Raw genomic sequence first — 22,592 nt, 5'->3', positions numbered from 1 at the left:
CAATGAACTTGTATGAAAGTAAAGGAGGAAGGTGCTGTATGGGAAACATTCTTGAGGGTATTGTCAATCATAAAATTAACCGCAGGAATTTTCTAAAAGCCAGTGCTATTGGTGCAGCGAGCTTGACGTTGCCAGGCTGCAGCAGTAATACACTGACCAAAGCCGGAGCCGACGCAGCAATAGCTAACAACGAGGGTGAATGGATTACCGCAGGTTGTTGGCATAACTGTGGGGGACGGTGCTTAAACAAAGCCTATGTAGTTGATGGAGTTGTCGTCAGACAAAAAACAGATGATACACATCCAGACTCTCCTGATTATCCGCAGCAAAGAGGTTGTCACCGGGGGCGTTCCCAAAGACATCAAGTATTTGGGGCGGATCGAATTAAATATCCGATGAAGCGTAAGCATTGGGAGCCTGGCGGCGGCAACAAGGAGCTACGGGGAAAAGACGAATGGGTACGTATTTCTTGGGATGAAGCCTTGGATCTTGTCGCTGCTGAGTTAAAGCGGATTAAGGAAGAGCATGGAAATAAATCCATTCTTGGAACAAGCAGACTGCTGAATTTCTACGGCGGAGGCCTTGTAAGATGGGGTTCTTCTTCATCGGGTGCGTGGGGTGTGGTTCAAGAATGCATGACAGGCTTCTTCTCGTGGAAAGCCAACGACAGACCTGACTGGAGAAATGCTAAACTGATTGTTATGTGGGGAGCTAATCCTGCCCGATCCAACCTGGGCAATCCCACCTACAATTTATTGCAGGCAAAAAAGGCCGGAGCAAAGTTTATTTTTGTTGATCCGCAAGTATCACCCTCAGTAAAGACCTTAGCTGATAAATATATACCTTGCCGACCAGGCACAGATACTGCACTGCTTTTAGGAATGGCCTATCACATGATTGAACACAATCTGCAGGATCAGGATTTCCTTGATCGGTGTACTGTAGGATTTGATAAAGATCATATGCCTGAGGGGGCAGATCCCAAAGAGAATTTCAAAGATTATGTTTTAGGCACTTATGACGGGGTTCCCAAAACTCCTGAATGGGCTTCAAAAATCTGCGGAACGGATCCGCAACTGATTAGAGAGTTCGCGACTGAAGTTGCCACAACAAAACCGGTTATTTTCAACTCATCTTTTGCGCCTGCCCGCACCTATAGAGGCCAGCAATTCTGCCAAGCATTTTTAACAGTCGGCTGGATGACTGGAAACGTAGGAAAGCCAGGTTCCGGAGTATGGACTATGAACTATGCGGCAAATCAAGGATACGGTGGCAAAACTCTTGTCAAAGGCGGAGGCAGGGGCCTTCCCCCGGCCGTCAATCCGTTATTCCCGGATGCCACATACGGAGCATATGATGGCTACCGATGGGCAAACCCAACCAACCCCGATGCCAATGGAATGGCTTATTGTGAAACCTATGATGCTATATTAAAGGGCGAATATACCGGAACGGGAGGTAGAGGGAAAGTTCCTTGCGATATTCGTTTGATTTGGTTGGTTCGGGACGGCAGCGGATATAATTTCCTCAACCAATCCTCTGGAATCCATAAGGGAATTGAAGCATTCCGCAAAGTGGATTTTGTAGTGACCAATGATACTGTTCTCTCAAGTATCTCCAAATATGCTGATATTGTTCTCCCAGCAACCACAGAGTGGGAAAAAGAAGGGAAGATTTATCAAGGAAATCCAGAAGCTATCTTTATTAACCAAAAAGTGACGGAACCCCTTTATGAGGCAAAAACAGAAGAGTGGATGGATCGTGAACTAGCAAAACGCCTCGGGCTGAATCCGGATGAAATTTATCCGATCACTGAGAAACAGCAATTCTTTAACAGTCTCGCAGGAGCTGAAGTGATTGGTGGGGACGGGGAGACCTACGAGAGTCTGGTAACTATTACGGAAAAAGACATTCAAGAATGGGGAGTTCAGGGTAAACCGCAACTAGGAAAGATCGCCTTGAATGACTTGATGGCGCAGGGTGTTTACCAAGTAGAGAGAACTGCCGGTGATAGCTTAACTGTGATTCAAGGGGAAGATTTTGTTAAAGATCCTGCCGCTAATCCGCTCACAACCAAAAGCGGTAAGCTGGAAATCCACTGCCAACCTCTCTCTGATAAGATTGCATCTTATGGTTTGACCACGGTCCCGCCAATCGCCATGTATGAACCACCGCTGGATGGCTATGAAGATACTTTCGAAGATTGGCAAAGCAAAAAGAAAGGCAAATACCCCTTCCAGCTCGTTACCATACACTATGGAAGACGTTCCCACTCAGTATTCGATAACATTCCTCAGTTGAGAGAAGCCTATCCTCAGGACTTTGTGATGAACACAAGAGATGGGGAAGCACTTGGCCTTAAAGATGGGGATACCGTTTTAATTGAGAGTGAATATGGCAAATGCATTCGTCCCCTGACCCTCTCAGAGACATTGATGCCGGGTGTGGTAACCTTAGGAGAAGGTGCTTGGGTAGAAATGGATGAGGAAAAAGGAATTGATAAAGCAGGTGCAACAAACGTTCTTTGCGGAGCCCGGTTAAGCGGACAAGGGGAAGAGCCTTGGAATACTACTATTGTTAGAGTTGAGAAATACGCTGGTGAACCATTAAAACCGGATGCACAGTGGGCGCAAAGAATTATATTTTAGGAGGTGACACCTGATGGGACAATTAGGATTTTATTATGATATGGCTTCTTGTATGGGATGCAAAGCCTGTCAAATTGCCTGTAAAGATAGGAATGATCTCAAAGTAGGGGAACTATTCCGCAAAGTCTATGAATTTGAAGGTGGTACCTATCCCAATGTAGGGGGCTATTACCTTTCCATGGGGTGTAATCATTGTGCAGAAGCTAAATGTGTTAAAGGCTGTCCTACGGGGGCCATGCACTTTGATAAAGATGGTACAGTTCAACATGATAAAGAACTATGTATCGGCTGCAAATATTGTGTTTGGAACTGTCCATATAGTGTACCTCATTACTTCGAAGACAAAAATGTCGTAGGAAAGTGTGATTCCTGTAAAGAATTAAGAGATGCTGGACAGAACCCCGTTTGTGTGGATGCATGTATTATGCGTTGTTTGAAATTTGGAGATTTAGACCAAATGAAAGCAGAATACGGGGAGGATCTGGTCAAGGAGTTACCCATTCTTCCTTCGGCCACCAAAACCGATCCCTCCTTCTTAATCAAACCCAAAGCCGAAGCCCTAAAGCCCGGTTATAAGAAAGTGGGGGTGTAATCCATGGGTGAACATTTTGCCTTGACCACGTTTTCCATCTGTATCCAAGCAGCCGTGGGAGTTATGCTCTTTGTGGCTATTGGTCGGCTTGTGAATAAAGAAGGGGTATTCAAGAATGCTATGATCACGGCGACAGGCCTTGGCGTCATCGGCATGTTGGCTTCTCTGCTACACTTGGGGCGCCCTTTAAGTGCCATGAATGCTCTGTTTCAATTCGGTACCTCCTGGCTCAGCCGCGAGATTTGGTTTACTGCGATGTTTGTTGGGTTAACCGTTGTGGCTGCTGTGCTTCTCTATGTTAAACCCCAAGCAGCAGGAGCTATCACCGGCTTATCCGCAGCGGCTGCACTGGTGGGTCTGATCGATGTCTTTGCCATGGCGAAGATTTATAGCTCGGCCAGTGTGCCTGTATGGCAAAGTGCTACGACCACTGTTGAGTTCTATACCGCTGCACTATCCATGGGAGCCATGCTTTTCCTTGTTCTGAGTATGAAAGAAGCTGGGAAGATGAAGAAATTCGTGGCTTTAGCTGTCGCAGCTGTTGTAGCTGTTCAAGTCGCTGCTGTAGTCCCTTACTTTATTTCTCTGGGGGCCAGCACCAGTACCGCTTTGCAAGCCAGCCTTGCTATTCTCGGCAGTCTGAAGACAGCCACAGCCATTAAATGGCTGTTTATCCTCGCTGGAGCTGGGTTGGTTCTTTGGATGGCTAAAGATGAACTAAGCAAATCTGTATCCAATGCTGTCATCGGCGGTACAGCTTTGATTCTGGTTGGCCAGGCGATCGGAAGGTATGTATTCTACGCTGCAATGGTTATATCTGGGGTAGGGTTAACTTAATTCTCTGTCTGAACATGAGAACTATGAGTGCTAAAAAGGAGTATCGGATAAGATACTCCTTTTTACAATCGGAGGGTTCCTGGCATTATTCAGGCTATCGAAAATGCAAGAGATACTAATATAGGGGAAAGAATACGTTTAATTGACATTAACTGATATAATAATAATACATTTGAAACTGCCGGGGGTGAATAGGTTGGGTTTAAACAATGTTCGTATAAGAACCCGATTTGTTATATTATTAGTGGGTATTTTGGCGGTTTCGCTTCTTATGAATGTAGTTTGGATTTGGATGACTCAACAAAAGCAGGCTGAAAAGGAAATGCATGAAAAGGCTTACGTCCTCTCTCAACAGATGGATGCTGCATGGGAGTTTATGGTAATCAATCAGGATGTCATCAATTATGATGCCAATGGAGAATATAATTTTAAAAAACTACATTGTTCTCTTGTGGGGAAAAGCATCGGAAAACTATTTGGTAAAAAAACAGGTTATACTGTTCGCTATACTAATTTTAATCCACGCAATAAAGCGGATATTCCTGATGAATTTGAATTAGAAGCGCTCAACCTATTTGCTGAAGATGTGAATACAAGTGAATTCTATAAGGTGTCGGAATACGCGGGGAAAGACGCCTTTCGTTATACCGCTCCCATGCGTATCGAAGAGAACTGTTTAGAATGCCATGGGGAACCAGCCGGGGAGTTAGATATTTTAGGATATCCCAAAGAAGGTTGGGAAATAGGCGACTTGGCTGGCATTGTGAGTATTGTGATGCCTATAGATATGTATACGGAAAACATTCAATCTAATGTGGTAAAGCAAGTAGGTTATATTTCCCTGCTTACCTTGAGTATTATTATGGTTATTTACTACGCTATGTCCAAGCTTGTAACCAGGCCCTTAAATCAATTAAAAAATGCAATGGAGCATGTTAAAACAGGGGACTTGAAGGTTGATTTGAAAGATATTGATGCTCAGGGAGAAATTCGAGATGTGGCAGACCACTTTGAGATCATGACTAAAGAACTCCAGACTTTATATAATGACCTGGAGACCAAGGTTCAACTAAGAACTCAGGATTTAGCTCATGCTAAAGATACCCTGGAATCTCAGCGAATCCAACTGGAAGAAGTCAACAGACGTTTGCGTGAAGATAATCAGTATAAATCGGACTTCCTCACCATCATTAGCCATGAACTTCGCACGCCATTGACTTCGATTATCGCTTTTGCAGAGGTTTTGGAAAAAGTAAGCGGTGACAAATCCCCTAAAGAGCAGAAAATGACTCAGGAAATTAGAGCGAACAGCCAAGTTCTTTTGCGCATGATCAACAATATCTTAGAAATCGCTCGTATTGAAGCTGGGAAACAAGAATTGATCATCGAGCCCATTGATCTTGTTGACGTGATCAATGCTGTTGAAAATGTCGTTGAACCTTTAATTGAGAAAAAGAATATCAGTTATTCCAGTGTTATAGATCAAGACGTTCCTGTTATAGAGGGAGATCGCGAAGGGCTAAAAAGGATTGTAGAGAATCTAGTAAGCAATGCCTTGAAATTCACGCCTAAGGGTGGAGAGATCAAAGTCTGGGTTTCTTATGACCAAGAGCAGAATGAAGTGCTGATTAATGTTCAAGATAATGGTATTGGTATACGGAAAGAGGATCAGCCCTATATCTTCGAAAAATTTGTTCAAAGTGATTCATCCATCCACCGCCAATATAATGGCAGTGGTTTAGGTTTAGCATTAGCTAAGGAGTTGGCAGAACTTCACGGAGGCTGGATTAAAGTCGTCAGCGAACCCAACGAAGGGAGCTTGTTCATGGTAGGAATTCCGGCCGGGGAGGATAATGAAGACTGGCTTCACATGGATTTTTAAAGATTATGGGGCATTTAGTCAGGGTTCAGCAGAGAAAGGGGCGATAGAGGATGAAAATTATGCTGGCTGATGACGAAGAGAGCATTCTTATCGTCGTGGAACACATAGTCACGGAAGACGGCTATGATTTTTGCTACGCATCAGATGGTGTTGAGGCCTTGGCTGTTTTTGAGGCAGAAAAGCCCGACCTGGTGATTTTGGATGTCATGATGCCGAAACTCAATGGCTTTGATGTGTGTGCCCAACTTCGCAAAAAGGGCAGCAATGTCCCCATCATTATATTGTCTGCTAAGGGAGATATCGTAGACAAAAGCGTTGGGTTTAAGGCGGGGGCCGATGATTATCTCGTCAAGCCTTTTAGCTCTTTGGAATTATCCCTACGCATTGAAGCTCTTCTTCGTCGGCGGGATCACCAAGTCGGTTCATCAAGTGCAGCGGAGAAGAAAGAAAGCATTAAACTCGGAGATTTAGAGATCTTTTTCAAGCGTTATGAGGCTCGATTGAAAGGCAAGCGTGTGGAACTCACACCGAAGGAATTTAAGATCTTAGCCTATATGGCTGGTCATCCCGGGGAAGTATTTACTCGGGAGCAGCTTCTAGCTTATGTGTGGGGGGAAGACTATGTAGGTGAATTAACCAGTATTGCTGTTTTTATCCGCAAGATTCGGGAGAAGATTGAGGATGATCCTTCCAAACCCAAATATCTGCAGACAGTCTGGGGCGTTGGCTATAAATTCGGTGAGAAGGAGTAAGAATGGGTTGAAAATTTGAGTACAACATTATAGTATATGGAAGTAAAAATAAAATTAAAGATTAAGGCAAAATTATTAATATGAACAGGTGGTATAAGAAATGAATCAACAAAACGATGCAATCGCAATTTTGCTGGCCAACCGAAGTTATCTCTATAGATTATTGCAGCGGATCTTTGGCGGAGAACCCCAAGTCGAAGTATTGAAGGTTGTTACAGACACACACACCCGGGAAGCACTGCAGATCCTGCTCCAGGAAGATGAGCATCTCTTTGATAAGCATTTTGAGGTTTTAAGTGAGGTGGCTCAGGCCTTGGCGGCTGAACCTGAGCAGACCTTGGACAAGCTGAAAGGTGAATACACTTATCTGTTCATTGGACCTAACAGTTTGCCTGCACCTCCTTGGGAATCCGTCTATCTCACCAAGGAGCGGGTTCTGTTCCAAGAAAGTACGTTAAATGTTCGCCGTGCCTATTTGAAATATAACTTTTTACCTTCAAACTACCCCCATGAAGCCGATGATCATCTCGGCCTGGAGCTGGATTTTATGGCTCATCTATCTCAAGTGGCTCAGGACCATTTCGAGAATGGCCGGGTGGAGGAGATGAAAGCTATCCTCGAAGACCAGCAAGCCTTTTTGCGTGACCATTTGCTCCTATGGATTGGTGATTTTGCTCACGACATTCAAAAAAGCAAGACCCATTACTTCTATCCGCCTATGGCCGATCTGACCAAGCATATCGTAAAGATGGATGCCGAGCTTTTGGATGAGTTAACGGCACTTTAAAGTCATGATTACCGGATTCGCTAATTACTGTTAAGAAATTAGAAAAATACCGAAGGGATCCTTTCAAAAGGAGAGGGTCCCTTTTTGTGTTCTCAAAAACAGTTGGGTAATTGAAGGTGAATAAAAAGTGGCAAAGAACAAAAAATAGAAACAAATACGATATTGAAAATCATTATCAATTATAGTATAGTAATAGCAAGTTCATTTAAAACTATTGCAGGGAATAAAGGGAAAAGGAGTGTGTGGTTTGATGTCTATATTACTCATCGGTGGACTTGATCGTATGGAAAAGGATTACATACATATCGGATCAAAACGTGGGCATAATGTAAAAGTCTATACTCAGCTCCCGACGCGTTTTGAAAAAGTGATGGGGGATCCGGATGGGATTGTTCTTTTTACCGGAACCGTATCCCATGCTATGGTCAAAGTCGCCGTAAAGGTAGCCAAAAACCGGAACATTCCCATCATCCGCAGTCATAGCAGTAGTTTAAAAGCCTTGGAACGGGAGTTGTGTAAGTTAGAGGAATGTGCATGTTGATTAACTAAGGTATGTATTTTCAGGAGGTGGCAGGAATGAGCAAGGCATGTGTCCATGATTTTTTTAGAGCTTTAGACCGATTTGAAGATAGAGACTTTCTTCTCTATAAAATCCAATATGATATTGCTCCAACTTTGGCCGAAATTAAGCCATCCTCTTTGATGACCTTTGTTAACCATAAGCGAGAGATGCACACCCTTTGGGATCGTTATAAAGATGGAATCTGCAAACAGCTGCAGGTATGTTACTACGAGCTAAGGCGCAAAGAAGATCGGGTTATTGTTTTATTCTATCGGGATGAGACTCTGGCCAACTGTCTATCTGTCTGGAAAAATAAAAACTTCCTCAAAGGGCAAGGCTATGATGATTTGTCTAAGGTAGAAGAAAGCCTGTGTTTTTTAAAGAAACGGTTTGAGGAAGAATGTCCTCATGAACTGGGGATTTTCCTGGGTTATCCCGTGGAAGATGTGACCGCCTTTATTGAGAGTAACGGGGCGCCTTGTTTGGCCTGTAAGTACTGGAAGGTTTATCAGGATGTAGAAAACGCCTTAAAGATCTTTGAAGCTTATGACGAAGAACGGGAAAAAGTGATTCATGCTGTCCTTAGCTTACAAAGAAAAAGTGCATAGAGCAATGGAGTTCCCAGGAGGCAACAGCCTCCTTTTTTTATTCTAACAAAAAAAATGTTTATGCATAGGATAAAGAGATGGATGGAGGTGATCGATTGGATTTTGGTAAGAATTTAGGTGAATCTTTAGATAAAGCTAAGATTTATGTGTCCGAAGGGGTCGAGCAGATTTTAGCGGGCAAGCTTGATCAGGATCATGGTGTCTCTCCCAGCCCTGGGGCAACGGCCTTAGCATCCCTTGCCCTGCTGGCTTTGGGCCGGGAGTTTAGAAGTGCTCAACAGCGAGGCATTCAGTGGTTATGGCGGAATAATCGTGGAGGCTGGGGGAAGGTCCCCGGGGGGCAGCCCGATGAAGAGATAACGAAGATTGCGCGACTGGCCCTACAGGGGAGCCAAGGGGGATGGATGGCGAAGCTCCAAGTGCTCTCCCAAGCCAGGCAGTTTTCACAAATGATTTTGACCTTGGGTCAGCGAGTAGTTCCTGGGTTAGAAGGCCCAACCCCTGAAGAAATCGTCCTTCCCAAAATTCTTGAAGAAAGTGTACTTGCTAAATTGCCCCTCTATGGTCGGCCGGTTGTGGTAGCAGCTTCCCTACTCGCTACAGAATCCCAGGATGGACTGAATAAGGGAATTCAATATCTTCTCGAAACTCAGATGAAGGACGGTTCTTGGTCGGAGGATATTATCGCTACCAGCCTGGCTATTCTAGGGATTATGCGTTTGGGAGGTCAACAGGAGCAGTGCCAGCGAGCCGGGCATTGGCTTATTCAGAAGCAGTATGCTAATGGAGCTTGGCCGGCCTTTGATCAACTTAAGAACTGGGCTATGGGTTGGGCAATCTGCATCGCCGGAGAAACAAGAAATAGGTGGGGTGATAACTCCTGGTTGGAGCCGGGAGTCTCTTGGTTAGAACAGGCACAGAATGTCGACGGCAGCTATGGCAGCACTCCCCCCTATACTCATCCTGATTTGGACGACACGGCGGTTGCTTTGATCGGCCTCAATCAGGTCGGAGTAGAAAATTCTCAGGGAGTCCAGCTTCTCAAAAGGCTGCAAAACAAGGATGGAAGTTGGAGTACGTTTCCCAGCTTTGAAGGAACACCACCCCAGATAACTTCAGAGTTTCCTGTGTATATTTCTAGTGTTGATGTCACCATTCATGCTCTGGAGGCTTTATGGAGACGAGGGCGATCCCAGGAGGAATTCATCTATCGGGGGTTAAGGTGGTTATTATCTCAGCAGGATGCTCAAGGAGCTTTTTCTTCATCCTGGTACGAAGGGCCAGTCTATAGCACTGCCCAAGCTCTGGAACTTTTCAGTAAGTGGAAATTTAATTTGCAACAGCTCTATATAACCCGAGATATCTTAGAGGCAAGGCAAAAAGCCATCAACTTTATCGTGGAGTCTCAACAAGAGGACGGGGGCTGGGGATCTACAGTTGAGACGGGGTTGGCCCTGTCCGGACTGTTGAGATATGGCAGAGCTGTTCCTCAGGAAGTGCTGGATAAGGGCTGCATTAATCTTATGGATTCACAGGATCTCAAGGGTTCTTTTAAACCCTCCTATAAGGCCATCTATGCTAAGGGGTGGGACTACGAGGAACCTATAGCCACAGCACTCACCGCCATTCGTGCCTTAAGCCGGTATGAGCGTCTATTGATGAAATGATGGATAAACAATAACCAAGGGGCGTTAAGTGAGACCCCCTTGGTGTTTTCCTTTCCAGGCCTTTAGCGGTTCCTTAGTATCTATCTCACTATGGCTCACTATGGCTTGACGTAAGCTAAGTTTTCCTTATTATGAAGAGTAGGGAAGGGCTATACATGGAAAGCGGGCCAACCTAATCTTTCTTGTGAGGGGAAAAACTATGAAGAAATACATTCTTGCCTTAGATCAGGGGACAACCAGTTGTCGAGCGATCCTTTTTGATCGGGAAAGCCATATCGTAGGAGTGGCACAAAAAGAATTTACGCAAATATACCCTCAACCCGGCTGGGTGGAGCATGATCCGGAAGAAGTGTGGAGCACCCAATATGGGGTCATTGCCGAGCTTCTGGCCCGTTATCAAGTAAATATTGAAGAGATTGCCGGAATCGGGATTACCAATCAGCGTGAAACCACTGTAGTTTGGGATAAGCACACGGGGAAGCCTGTGGCCAATGCTATTGTCTGGCAATGTCGAAGAACAGCTCCCCTCTGTGATGAACTAAAGATGAAAGGACGAGAGCCTTTATTTAAGAAAAAAACAGGCTTGGTCTTAGACGCCTATTTTTCTGGAACTAAAATCCGCTGGATTCTCGACCAGGTGCCGGGCGCTCAGGAAAAAGCCGAAAAAGGAGAGCTGCTCTTTGGAACCATGGATTCCTGGTTGGTTTGGAATCTGACCAAGGGCCGTATTCATGTTACGGATTACTCCAATGCCTCCCGCACCCTCCTCTATAATATTAAGACTTTGGAATGGGACACAGAGCTCCTCCGCATACTCAATATTCCTTTAGCCATGCTCCCTGAGGTAAAGCCCTCCAGCACTATCTACGGGGAAACAGCTCCCGAAGGTTTTTTCGGGCATTCTATTCCCATAGCCGGAATTGCAGGGGATCAGCAGGCCGCCCTCTTCGGTCAGGCTTGCTTTGAACCGGGGATGGCCAAAAACACCTATGGCACCGGCTGCTTTATGCTTCTTAATACAGGGGAAGAACTCTATGAATCTCAGCACGGTCTCATCAGTACCATCGCCTGGGGACTTGATGAAAAAGTAGTTTATGCCCTGGAAGGCAGTGTCTTTATGGCCGGAGCAGTGATTCAGTGGCTGCGGGATGAATTAAAGCTGATCGAAACCGCAGGGGATTCGGAATATTTCGCAGGGAAGGTTGCCGATAACGGCGGGGTCTATCTGGTGCCTGCCTTTACAGGACTGGGTGCACCTTACTGGGATATGGAGGCTCGTGGGGCTATTTTGGGATTAACCCGGGGCAGCAATAAGAACCATGTCATTCGTGCAGCTTTAGAGTCTATGGCTTATCAGACCAGAGATATCCTGGAGGCTATGGAGGCGGACTCCCAATTGCCTCTCCAACTTCTGAAAGTCGATGGGGGAGCGGTGGTCAATAACCTCTTGATGCAGTTTCAGGCTGATATCCTGGGAGTAGAAGTGGAACGTCCTTATTGTATTGAAACCACAGCCTTAGGCGCAGCCTATCTGGCCGGGCTGGCTACAGGGTTTTGGAGCAATAAAGAGGAGTTAAAAGGGAAGGCGAACATCGAACGCTCCTTTAAACCTCAGATGGAAGCGGGGCTTAAGGAAAAGTACTATCAAGGCTGGAAGAAGGCCGTCACCCACACGATGGGCTCCCTCGACTCATAGAGCCTTGATCTTTTTACCCTCTTTAAGCCCAACAAGGTCCGTATCCAAAAGTATTTGATCTCCCGAAGCAAGTCCTTCCAGGATGATGACATCCCGGTCGTTTTCCATTCCCTTAACCACAGCCTGGATCTGGGCTTTACCTTCACGAACTACCCAGACGGCTTCTCCTCCTTCATAGGGAAAAAGAGCGGTCTTTGGAATCATGATCTGAGCCTCTTCTCTGTGGGTGATGAATTTTAGATCCACGGTACTGCCAATAATCACGGCCGTCTCGCTGTGTAAAAAGACAGTTACTTTAACTCTGTTTTCCTTTAACCCCAGAGGAGAAATACGTTCCACCGCCGAAGGCTCCACACTTTCGATGTCTCCGGCTAGAATTTGATTCCCTGAATTAGTATCCTGAATGATCTCCACAGGATCTCCTGTCTTAATAGAGGGGGCCTCTTTGGCTAAGATATAGCTTTCTACCTTGTAACCCCTATCCGCAAAAACATTCAATAAGAGTTGACCGGTGGCGGCGAACTCTCCTTCTTTAAGATGACAATCCCTAATAAAACCATCTTCCGGGGCAACTACTTTAGCTTTTTCAATCTTATTCTCAAGCTGGCTGATTTGTGCTTGCAATGCATCTTTTTGACCGGCATAGATCTGTTCTGCTCCGGGTAGAGATTGCTGCTCATAGATTAAATCTAGAGCGGTTTTTTGTTGTTCCAGAAAGTTCTGGGCTTTTTTCGCTTGAAGCTGGGCTTCTTCATATTGGGTCAGGGAAATTGCCCCTGCTTCATAGAGAGTCTTCATTCGGGTGTAGTTTTGTTCAAGAACCAGTGCGTCCCTTTCAGCTTGTTCAATGAGTAGTTTTTGCTGCTGTACCAAGGCATCCCTAGGATTGCTGGTTGTTTGAAGATGCTGGCCTTCCACACTTTTAAGCTGTGCCTTTAAAGCATCCAACTGATAAACCAAATCCGTAGTATCGAGTTCCAGCAAAACCTGTCCTTTGGCCACGGAATCGCCGTTGTGGACATGAATAGCAGTAATTTTTCCATCCACAGAATTATACAGTGGGAACTCTTTGGCAGCCAAAACCTGCCCCTCCTCCGTAAATCCTCGGACAAATTCCTTCGGCTCCAGGGTGAACACTGTTCCTTTGAGCGGCTTAAGACTCGAAGCCAGAACGGATGCCAGAACAAGGACGGCAATCATTCCGAAGATGATAACTTTTTTCTTTCGGGCGTTTTGCTGGCTGACTTTTTCAGATCCTTGTTTCCGGCCCTTTTTTAAGAAGGAGAACGGAAAACCTTTGACAGGAGATGGTTCAACAGACATAAGAATACCTCCTCAATTAGAGTCTATTTCATTGGATTGATGAGTCTTAAACAGGTGTTATTCTTTCGTAGCCAGAACCTCCACAAAAGGCATGGCAACAATTTTCCGGTGAGCTCGTGTCTGAGCGAACCATACGGACAATGCCGTTCCAACCACCGCGCCCATAAGAGCTGAAAGAGGAACTCCTGTGGGAATAGTGAAAAGATCCGAGCTCATGGATTGTCCCATCGCCTCTGAGAGGGCGAAGGAAAGTGGAATCCCTAGGCAAATACCGAGGAGGGTTAAAAGCCATTGTTCTGAGGTAATGACTTTAAGGACTTCCTTGGGTGTCATACCTAAAACCCGCAAGGAGGCCAGCTCCCTTTGCCTCTCGGAAAGAGAGATAATACTGGAATTATAGATTAATGCAAAACCGGCGATTCCTGCCAGAACGGCCAGAAAGTAGATGGTAAAGCCATAGGAGCCCATCATTTCCTCGATTTTTTCCAAGCTTTCTTTGGCGGATTCGATGGAACCCACTTGACTGGCATCCCTATACTTGCTCTTTAAGGCAGAGACATCCTCCTCATTCATCCCGATGAGCATTGAGGTAGCGATTTCTCCTTGCTGAAGAAAATCCTGGAGCGCATCGATTTCCATAAAAGCATTAAGGCCTACATACTGAGGGATGATTCCTCTGACCATAAGAGTTTGATCTTGCTCGGCAATAAACTCACGGCGGTAAGGGCTTTTCACTTGGATGGAGTCCCCTACCTTTACTTGAAGCAGATGGGCTAAGCGTTCTGAGAGTATAACTCCATCATCGGGTAGGGGGATTTTATTCCCTTTTTGATCGAGAACATGATAAAGGGTAGAATTCTGGGATATACCTAAGAGTGGCACCTCTTTTTTATGCCATTGGTTCTGCAGGGTAGCCGGGACTTCTAAAAGTGGTTCCAGCCTGGTGATTCCCGGCTCATGAGCTAATGAGTATTGAAGGGACCGTGAGGTGACAGGGCTATTTAACGAGATCTTGACATCATAGGTTTGAATCTGCTGGAATTGAAAGGTCGTGAGTTTATCCATCATATTTTCCATGGACCAGGAAACGGACATTAAGCTAAAGACGACAGCCATTCCTACTACGGTGAAGGCGCTGCGTACAGGGGCACGAAAAACATTACGAATGCCCATTTGGGTTTGGGAAGTGAAAGACCGCCATAGTCCGGGCAGTTTCTCCAGGGGTGTTTTCTTTGCCGAGCCCGGGGCCGCAGGACGCATGGCCTCGGCCGGATCCAAACGGAGGATGTCCAGACTCCCTTTCATCCCACTAAGCAAACTAAACCCCAGGGAAAGGGCTATCCCTAAAAAGAGATACTTTAAAGAAAAGGTGCTTTCTAAACCAGGCAGGGCGAAGAACTCTTCATAGAGAGCCGTTAAAGGATAAGAAAGAGCGATCCCTGCCAGTCCTCCCAGCAATCCTCCTACCCCTCCAATCAGGAGAGGATAGGATAAATAGTGAAGGACGATCTCTTGATTCGTAAAACCGAAAGCCTTTAAGGTTCCAATGTTTCCCCGTTGTTGTTCAATCAGGCGGCGCAGCATGGTATAGAGAATAATACTGGAAACGGCCAGAAAGACCATGGGCAAAGCTTGTGCCATGCTGCGTAAACTACTCAGCTCCTCTTCGAGGATAGCATGGCTGGTCTGATCCTTACGAGGGAATACTCCTTGGAGGCCATAAGGTTTAAGTTCTGTTTCCAGGAGTTCTTTAACATCCTCGAATTTCGCATTGGGTTCCAAGGAGAAGACGATGTCATTCACTTGGCCGGATTCCTTGACTAAAGTCTTAAGGGAGTTATGGGGCAAATAAGCGATACCAAAAGTCTCCGGGTCAGGATAAAGGTCCTGAGCGGAGCGCAAAGCATAGATAAACTCAGGGCTCTGAGCGGTTCCCACTACCGTAAAGGTGGAACGCTTTCCTTCCAGGATCAGGGTTAGGTTATCCCCCAGAGAAAGTCCATTGGCAGCGAAAAACTTTGGATCCACCAGGATTTCCAAAGAACTATCCACGGGAAAGCGTCCGCTGAAGAGTTGAATCTGATTGAGTTCAGGTGGAGTCTCGAAGCTCATGGAGACCAGCCGTAGAGAGCGATTGCTATCGGATTTTTCTTCAAAAAGCCGGGCATCCTTGACGATTCGCCCTTCACCATGATCGATCCCACCAAACTGAGCCAGCTTTTTCACCTGGCTTTCGGGATAGCCGGTAACTTTAATGAAACCATCGGCAAAATGAGTAGTCTCATAAAATTTGCTTTGAGCCCGCTCCAGATTTTCCAAAACGATGGACATAGAGGTATAAGAGAGAAGCCCGATGATTATCACCAAAATACAGGCAAAATAGACGCCTTTATTGGATTGGATCTCCCGGAACAGCTTCTTTCTCAGTACTACCATAAAAGTTCCTCCGGTTGGAGAGGATGCTCATTAACTTGGATTTTTTCCAACATCCCATCCTTGATAAAAAACACACGATCAGCCATCTTGGCAATTTCCCCATTATGAGTAATGATAATAATGGTTTTGTGGTAATCATGGTTGAGTTTTTGTAAAGCTTTTAAGACTTGAATACCCGTTTGAATATCCAAAGCCCCGGTAGGTTCATCACAAAGAAGCAAGGCAGGGTTTTTAACAATAGCACGGGCAATGGCCACCCGCTGCTGCTGCCCACCGGAGAGCTGGGAAGGAAAATGTTCTGCCCATGGTTCCAGTCCCACATCCTGAAGCACTTCATCCACAGACAGGGGGTCTTCAGCGATTTCGGCGGCCAGCCAAATATTTTCAAAGGCTGTAAGATTGGGCATCAAATTGTAGTGCTGAAAGACAAAACCAACGGCTTGACGCCGATAAAAGGTCAGTCCCGAATCATCTGCGTCATGCAAGGGCTCGTCGCGGTAATACAGTTCCCCTGAGGTGGGAGGAGTCATGCCGCCAATGATATTAAGAAGGGTGGTTTTCCCGGACCCGCTTTGACCAAGGATTACGATAAATTCACCGGTGAAGATTTGAAAATCCAGCCCTTTCAGGACCTCCAATTCAACCTCTCCGGTTTGATAAACCTTGCGGATACCTTTTCCTTCAAGCAAAAGAGTCATGGTATCACCTCCTTATTTTTCAAACCATGAGCAAGGAGATAGAGAAGCTTATTGATGATATCCAGATAGGTTTTATCTTCGAGGGCATTATTGAGATTGCTTTGCTCTAAAGGCAGGTAAGCGTCCGTCAAAGCTGTATTCATACCATGCATAAAGAAAACTGCGGTTGAGTAATCCACGGAAGGGTCCAGCTGTCCTAATTCAAAGCCTCGCTGGAGCATATTTCCGTAAAAATTGGTGGATTTAGGGGCTTGTTCAGCCATCACTTCCTCGCGAAGTTGGACGTTGGTCTCTTTCATAAAGCGATGACCAAGGGCCAGAAGCTCAGGATGATCCTGAGCAAACTCCAGGCCTACCGTGAAAAGCCTCTGTAATGTGGAGAAGAATTCAAAGCCATCGCCATGAAGGTCAGGGACTTTGGCCTCAAAATACTGGAGCTTCTTTTCTACAGCAAGGTTAAAAATGTACTTATACAAATCCTTGAGATTTTTAAAATATTGATAAAAGCTTCCCCGGGGAATCCCTGCTTGCTCAATGATGCGGGCAATACTCGCCTGGTCAAATGCATAGGCAGCGAATTCCTGGATGGCAGCCTCAAGGATGCGGTTCCTTTTTTCTTCAGGCAGATTGAAAAAGGTTTGAGTAGGCAAGGAAATCCTTCTCCTTTCTATAACTTTATATTCCATATGAGGGACTTTTCTAAAAGATGACACAGTTGTCATCTTAAGTGTATGACAGGAGTGTCATATCGTCAAGATAAGGCTGTATCTTTACTCATTCATATTATAAGCCTGGAGTTTGCGATAGAGATTGCGCACACTAATTCCCAATAAATTGGCTGTTTGAGTTTTATGTCCTTTGGCCTTTTTCAGGGTAGACAGGATAAAAGCCTTTTCCACATCCTCTAAAGAAGGATAGGAGCACTTCTGAAAGATACGGAAGAATTCTTCTTTCGAATCGAAAGCTGGTGGGGCTTTCAGAACTTGAGTCAATTTTTCCGGCCAAATGTCACTGGGGGTGATGGTGCCGTCGGAGGATAAGATTTGGCCGCGCTCGATAAGATGGAAGAGTTCACGAATATTGCCAGGGAAATCATAATTCAGCAATTGTTCCTGGGTCTCCGGCAATAAGATATACCGCTCATGGAGCAAATCTTTGCGTTGAGTTTTCAGGAAGTGATTGACAAGAGGGATGATATCCCGGCGCCGTTCCCGCAGAGGAGGAACCAGGAGGGTTAGCCCATTTAAGCGGTAAAAGAGATCCTCACGAAACCTTCCCTGAATGATCTCCTGCCACAGGTCGCGATTGGTCGCCGTCACAATGCGCACATCAACCCGTCGCAGCCGGGTGTCGCCAACCCGCCTGAATTCTCCGCTTTCTAAAAAGCGGAGCAGCTTGACTTGAATAGATAGAGGCATTTCCCCGATTTCATCGAGAAAGAGGGTGCCGTTGTCAGCCATTTCCACTAAGCCGATTTTTTGAGTCCCGGCACCGGTAAAGGCGCCTTTTTCGTGTCCAAAGAGTTCGCTTTCGATGAGAGCCTCAGGGATGGCCCCGGCATTGACGGGGATGTAGGGACGATTGACTCTGGAACTCCAGAAATGGATGGCTTGGGCAATCAGATCCTTGCCGACACCACTCTCTCCTTGGATAAGGACAGAGGTATCCGTCTGAGCAACTTTATGGGTTATCTCCAGGAGTGAAGTCATGGCTTCACTTTCCGCAATGATGGTTAACTCTGGAGTTTGGCGGTTGACAACTTGGCGCAGTCCGGTATTCTCCATCAACAGCTTGCGGTTTTCCAGGGCTTTTTGCAAAGTGATGTCAAGCTTTGATAAATTGCAGGGCTTGGTCAGGTAATCATAGGCGCCGAGTTTCATGGCTTCAATGGCGGACTCAATGGTCCCGTTCCCGGTCAGCATAATGACCTGCAGATCTGTTTGGATCTGCTTAATTTTGGGCAGCAGGGTCAGCCCATCACCATCCGGCAGTTTGATATCCAATAAGACAGCATCGACTAAAGTATCTTTAAGGAAAGCCATCCCTTCACTGGCCGTGCCGGCCTCCAAGACGTCATAGCCTTTGCGCTTTAAACGCTGAGCGATAATGGTTCGCAAAGTGTTTTCATCATCGAGGATTAAAACTTTTTGACTGTGCTTCATGAGCTTTGTTCTCCTGCTTCATGGAAGGGCAAGGAAATTTTCACCTTAGTGCCCTGTCCTTCCGTACTTTCTAGGGCCATTTCACCATGCATTTTGACAATAATTCCATAACTCACGTATAAACCTAAGCCTGTGCCCTGGCCTGGGGATTTGGTGGTAAAAAACGGATCAAGGGCTTTTTTGAGATGGTCCTGAGGAATGCCTTCTCCATAATCTTGGATGATAAACTGTATTGTATTGCCCTCCCGGTACCCCCGGACATCGATGGCTTTTCCTTCGGAAGAAGCATCCAGTGCATTGGTCACCAGGTTGAGCACGACTTGCTGCCATTCGTTTTCATTGCCCAGGACGAAGAGACTGTTTTCTGAATGAAATTGAATGTGAAGATGTTTTTGTTTGGCTTTATGCTCCAAAAGTCCCAGAGTCTGAGCGCTGGCTATCCCAAGATCAATGAGGTCACTGCCTGAATCGCGTTTGCGGGCAAAACCCAGCAAACCATCGGTGATTTGCTTGCAGCGGACAATTTGCTCCAAGACCGTGTCAAAGCCCAGCTTAATCTCTTCTTGGCTGGGGCCGGAATCCTCTTCGTCTAAACGTTCAAGTAAATCCTCACTATAGGCGGCAACGACAGCTAAGGGGTTGTTAATTTCATGAGCTACCCCCGAGGCTAAGAGTCCGATGGCAGCCATCTTATCCGTCTCAATCATGCGGGCCTCCATTTCCACTTCCTGAGTCACGTCATCAAGAAGCAGGAGATAAGCCGCATTCTCAGGATTATCCGGGGACAGTTCATAGTACATCTGACGAAAATGCCGGCGTTCCTCATGGAGAAAGACAGAGATGGTCCGGCCGTTTTCCAGGAGAATACCCTCTGTTCCTTGTCCGGCAATGACCTGCTCACAGGGGAGATGGGCGAACTGCTGACCAAACCACTGGGCAAACTTCGCATTCCACCAGAGTATTTTTCTTTCCGAATCCAACAGCACCATTCCGGCGCCGACTCCATCTACGACGGTGGTCAAGAGTTCTTTCTCGTTCTTTAAATTTTCATTCTTTTGATCTAAGGAATTGAGCAGCTGGTTAAAGGATTTTACCAGTCTGCCGATTTCATCCCAGCTCTCAATGGGGATATGGGATTCCAAGTCGCCGGTCTGGATAATTCGCCTGACTTGAGATTCAAGATTCTCAATGGGATGAACGACTTTTAAGCCAAAGGAAATGCTGATAATCATCACCAGGACCATGATTAAGACGGCAATCATAATGAGGCGAAGGGCCAACTCAAAGATGGGTTTATTGGCTTCGTGAGCAGGCTGTTCGATAAATACCCCCCAGTTGAGGGTATCCATAGAAGCAAAGGCGCCAATAACGTTCACGCCGGCATAATTTTTATACTCGCTCCCAGTGGAAAAAAGCTCTCCTGCCATGAAACTTTGGACGGCAGGAGCCTGACGAAGGTCTTCCTCATGGAAATGAAGATCGGAATCTGTTTGGCCTATCAATGTTCCGGACCGATCAACTAAGAAGACATACTTTCCTTCATCTAAATGAAAATTAAAATAGCGGTTGATCATAGTTGTTAGTTCGATGGTTCCCTGCAGATGCCCCAGGAATTTTCCATCCATAGGGTCTTGAATGGTCACAGTAAGGCGGATTTCAGGTTGGCCTTCCTGGGAAAAGTACAGGTCACTTATAGGAGAGAGACGTTCTGAAGAGAGGATAGGTTCAGGGGCGTTGGTTGATGAATTCGGCGGAGCACTTGCCTGACGATTGATTTGAGCTATGCTTCTAAAGTTGGCATCATAAACCTTAAGCTCTTTAAGAGAAGGTTCTTTCTGCAACAAGGTTTCCAAAATCAACTGACGTGATGCTTCATCGCTTCCCGTCAAGGCCTGAACAGTAGTTGTCTTCGTAAAAGTTAAGCTATTTTCGATAGTGGCGATGGCATCCTGAATTTCCCGGGCAAGTACGGAGACTTGGTCAAAGTTTTGCTCATAAATATCCATCTGAAGATTCTGCCGTACGGATGTAAAACCTAAATAGCCCAGAAAAAACAGAGGAAGAATCGACATGGCGATCCCAAACAAGAGAAAATGTACTTTTATACGCATCCACCAGGGAATTGAATTTTCTTTCAAGGTTTGGCCTCCATCCCAATGCTTTCATCATCACCATAAAATCATGCTTAAGCTTCTTCCAGTATATAATACAACCCTTTAATGTTCATGTCGAAATTTTTTTGAGTCCAGTTATGAGAAAAAGCCTTCCCGGTTGTGGAAGGCTTTTTCTTGATGGGGTGCGCCGCGCTGGGCATGGCGATGAACCTTATTGAACCATTGTCCAGTAGTTGCCCATCACGATGACCGAGAGGATGTAACCGAGAGGTACATTCACTAAAACCCCTGTGGTAAACGCGGCAAAAGGTTTCCAGCCAACGGAAGTGAGGTCTTTGAAGCGAGTGGTTAAACCGATAGAAAGGAAGGTGAAGATGAAGGCCCAGTTTCTTAACTCCTTGATGGGACCAATAACCTGCGCAGAGATTTCCTTTGAAGTAGGGGCATCCACTCCTGCTACCAAGGCGGTGATAATAATGGAAGCGACAAAAAAGCCTAAGACAAATTTGGGGAAGCGAGTCCAAATTTCACCGGCATTCGGTTTGGTTCCATCCTCGCGTTTTTCCCATTTGGTGATCGAGATGAAAGCCATGATGAAACACCAGATGCCAACGAACATATCCCGTCCCACGACCTTCATGAGAGTAAAGGTTTTGATGGCTTGTTCGTTAATGGAGGCTGCCGCAGCCATTCCTGCCGCATCGGCAAATTCAGAAGTTCCAATCCAGGCTCCGGCGGGACCGGGAGGAATGTTAAAGGCCTTAATAAACATGGGAAGAGCAAAGATCATGACAATGGCCCAAACAACAACTAAGGAAATGGCAATGGAAACATGCTGCTTTTCAGCCTTAACGGAACCCCCGATGGCAATGGAAGCGGATACGCCGCAGATAGAGCCGCCGGCAGCCAAAGTAGCGGAAAAACGGTTATCTAAGCCAAAGAGGCGGGTTCCAGCCCAGTAAATGGTCAGATAAGTGGTGACAGCAATAATGGTTGCCTGAAGAAAAGCCACCGGACCGGATTGGAGAATTAATGTGAAAGGAAGGGTGGCGCCCATGAGTACAATCCCGGTTTTAACAAAGAACTCCGTCCGCAAGGAAGCATCCATAAATTTGGGAAGCTTAATAAAGTTACCGATAATCAGTCCAACGGCAAGAGCGAGAAGGGGAGCTTCCAGGTTGAACTTTTTCATGACATCCCAGGACCCCAACACGGTGACCGCGAGACTCATGATAAAGACGATCGTAAATCCCGGAATAAACTGGCTTAGTTTATGGCCCAGAATTTTCACGGCGATGGAGAAGAGGACGATAAACAGTAGGTAGAGACCGATAATTCCGCTGACATGAGTGCTGACATAACTTGCTGCTTTGCTGAATTCCGAATAGCTCGGTACACTGATGGCCATCCATTTCATAGCGGTACTGCCTGTGGACCAGAGCAAAATCGCAACTAAGACTACCCCTAAACCAAGCCAGACTGCCCAATAGTCTTCCTTTTTCCAAAGATCGGACCAGCCTCCGGAAGGAGAGGTTGGTTTATTTGTTTCAACTTGTGCCATCTTAATACCCTCCAAAAGTAGTTTTTAGACCAGGTTGCCCAAAGACTGGGTTCAGCTTGAGGAATAAAACATAGTGTCATCTCCTTTTGTCGTATTTGTTTAGGTACTATTTGATTTCGTAAACTAATTTATAAGCAATTCTTATGCCAACGGTTTGCTCTTGTGAATTCTAGCTTAAATAAAGGGATTCGGGGTTCTTAACAAAGCCGGGGAGATAATAAAAAAACCGGACAATTTGTCTGGTTGTGACAAATTGTCCGGACATAA

The 22,592-nt window shown here is 45.9% G+C and carries 17 protein-coding genes; 10 read left to right on the top strand and 7 right to left on the bottom strand.

The annotated features are described in order from the left end of the window. Positions 1 to 38 precede the first annotated feature (38 nt). The 10 genes from DESDE_RS19525 to glpK all read left to right on the top strand — a co-directional run bounded on the left by DESDE_RS19525 (position 39) and on the right by glpK (position 12,031). Positions 39 to 2,648: a molybdopterin-dependent oxidoreductase gene (locus DESDE_RS19525; protein ID WP_014795751.1), complete on the top strand. Its 2,610-nt coding sequence runs from the start codon at positions 39 to 41 to the stop codon at positions 2,646 to 2,648. Positions 2,649 to 2,661: 13 nt separating this feature from the next. Next, a complete protein-coding gene (locus DESDE_RS19520) occupies positions 2,662 to 3,240 on the top strand; it encodes a 4Fe-4S dicluster domain-containing protein (protein ID WP_014795750.1) in 579 nt (192 codons plus the stop codon). A 3-nt stretch (positions 3,241 to 3,243) separates the two neighbouring features. Then, the gene (locus DESDE_RS19515; RefSeq protein ID WP_014795749.1) at positions 3,244 to 4,077 is read left to right on the top strand and encodes a dimethyl sulfoxide reductase anchor subunit family protein; all 834 of its coding nucleotides are present in this window, start codon (positions 3,244 to 3,246) and stop codon (positions 4,075 to 4,077) included. A 187-nt stretch (positions 4,078 to 4,264) separates the two neighbouring features. After that, entirely contained in the window at positions 4,265 to 5,959 is a 1,695-nt protein-coding gene (locus tag DESDE_RS19510; RefSeq protein WP_172637637.1) for an ATP-binding protein, read from the top strand. 50 nt (positions 5,960 to 6,009) lie between these two features. Then, positions 6,010 to 6,711 carry a response regulator transcription factor gene (locus DESDE_RS19505; protein ID WP_019851452.1) on the top strand — a complete coding sequence of 234 codons (702 nt, stop codon included), beginning with the start codon at positions 6,010 to 6,012 and terminating at the stop codon, positions 6,709 to 6,711. A gap of 100 nt (positions 6,712 to 6,811) precedes the next feature. Continuing rightward, positions 6,812 to 7,498 carry a TorD/DmsD family molecular chaperone gene (locus DESDE_RS19500; protein WP_014795746.1) on the top strand — a complete coding sequence of 229 codons (687 nt, stop codon included), beginning with the start codon at positions 6,812 to 6,814 and terminating at the stop codon, positions 7,496 to 7,498. Positions 7,499 to 7,748: 250 nt separating this feature from the next. Beyond that, positions 7,749 to 8,039 (top strand): DUF2325 domain-containing protein, encoded by a 291-nt coding sequence (locus DESDE_RS19495; RefSeq protein WP_014795745.1) that lies wholly within the window; start codon positions 7,749 to 7,751, stop codon positions 8,037 to 8,039. Between the two features lie 35 nt (positions 8,040 to 8,074). Beyond that, complete coding sequence (locus tag DESDE_RS19490; protein ID WP_014795744.1) at positions 8,075 to 8,668, top strand: DUF3793 family protein; 594 nt, start codon at positions 8,075 to 8,077, stop codon at positions 8,666 to 8,668. A 77-nt stretch (positions 8,669 to 8,745) separates the two neighbouring features. After that, the gene (locus DESDE_RS19485) at positions 8,746 to 10,335 is read left to right on the top strand and encodes a prenyltransferase/squalene oxidase repeat-containing protein (RefSeq protein WP_014795743.1); all 1,590 of its coding nucleotides are present in this window, start codon (positions 8,746 to 8,748) and stop codon (positions 10,333 to 10,335) included. A gap of 199 nt (positions 10,336 to 10,534) precedes the next feature. Next, a complete protein-coding gene (gene glpK / locus DESDE_RS19480; protein ID WP_014795742.1) occupies positions 10,535 to 12,031 on the top strand; it encodes a glycerol kinase GlpK in 1,497 nt (498 codons plus the stop codon). Here the strand turns inward: glpK and DESDE_RS19475 are convergent. The 7 genes from DESDE_RS19475 to DESDE_RS19445 form a co-directional block, all read right to left on the bottom strand. After that, entirely contained in the window at positions 12,026 to 13,354 is a 1,329-nt protein-coding gene (locus tag DESDE_RS19475; protein ID WP_014795741.1) for an efflux RND transporter periplasmic adaptor subunit, read from the bottom strand. The two genes, glpK and DESDE_RS19475, sit on opposite strands and share 6 nt — an antisense overlap. 57 nt (positions 13,355 to 13,411) lie before the next feature. Then, the gene (locus tag DESDE_RS19470) at positions 13,412 to 15,790 is read right to left on the bottom strand and encodes an ABC transporter permease (RefSeq protein ID WP_014795740.1); all 2,379 of its coding nucleotides are present in this window, start codon (positions 15,788 to 15,790) and stop codon (positions 13,412 to 13,414) included. Then, the gene (locus DESDE_RS19465) at positions 15,784 to 16,488 is read right to left on the bottom strand and encodes an ABC transporter ATP-binding protein (RefSeq protein ID WP_014795739.1); all 705 of its coding nucleotides are present in this window, start codon (positions 16,486 to 16,488) and stop codon (positions 15,784 to 15,786) included. Before DESDE_RS19465 ends, DESDE_RS19470 begins: the two co-directional genes overlap by 7 nt. Continuing rightward, positions 16,485 to 17,138 (bottom strand): TetR/AcrR family transcriptional regulator, encoded by a 654-nt coding sequence (locus DESDE_RS19460; protein WP_014795738.1) that lies wholly within the window; start codon positions 17,136 to 17,138, stop codon positions 16,485 to 16,487. Before DESDE_RS19460 ends, DESDE_RS19465 begins: the two co-directional genes overlap by 4 nt. A gap of 120 nt (positions 17,139 to 17,258) precedes the next feature. Then, positions 17,259 to 18,650 (bottom strand): sigma-54-dependent transcriptional regulator, encoded by a 1,392-nt coding sequence (locus DESDE_RS19455; protein WP_014795737.1) that lies wholly within the window; start codon positions 18,648 to 18,650, stop codon positions 17,259 to 17,261. Beyond that, positions 18,647 to 20,788, bottom strand: coding sequence for a PAS domain-containing sensor histidine kinase (locus DESDE_RS19450; protein WP_014795736.1), 2,142 nt, complete (start codon positions 20,786 to 20,788; stop codon positions 18,647 to 18,649). The genes DESDE_RS19455 and DESDE_RS19450 overlap by 4 nt, the downstream gene beginning before the upstream one ends. A gap of 187 nt (positions 20,789 to 20,975) precedes the next feature. Beyond that, positions 20,976 to 22,325 (bottom strand): YeiH family protein, encoded by a 1,350-nt coding sequence (locus tag DESDE_RS19445; RefSeq protein ID WP_014795735.1) that lies wholly within the window; start codon positions 22,323 to 22,325, stop codon positions 20,976 to 20,978. Positions 22,326 to 22,592: the final 267 nt, after the last annotated feature.

It is taken from the genome of Desulfitobacterium dehalogenans ATCC 51507 (assembly GCF_000243155.2).
Taxonomy (GTDB): domain Bacteria; phylum Bacillota; class Desulfitobacteriia; order Desulfitobacteriales; family Desulfitobacteriaceae; genus Desulfitobacterium; species Desulfitobacterium dehalogenans.
This window is presented reverse-complemented; position numbering and strand designations above follow the sequence as displayed.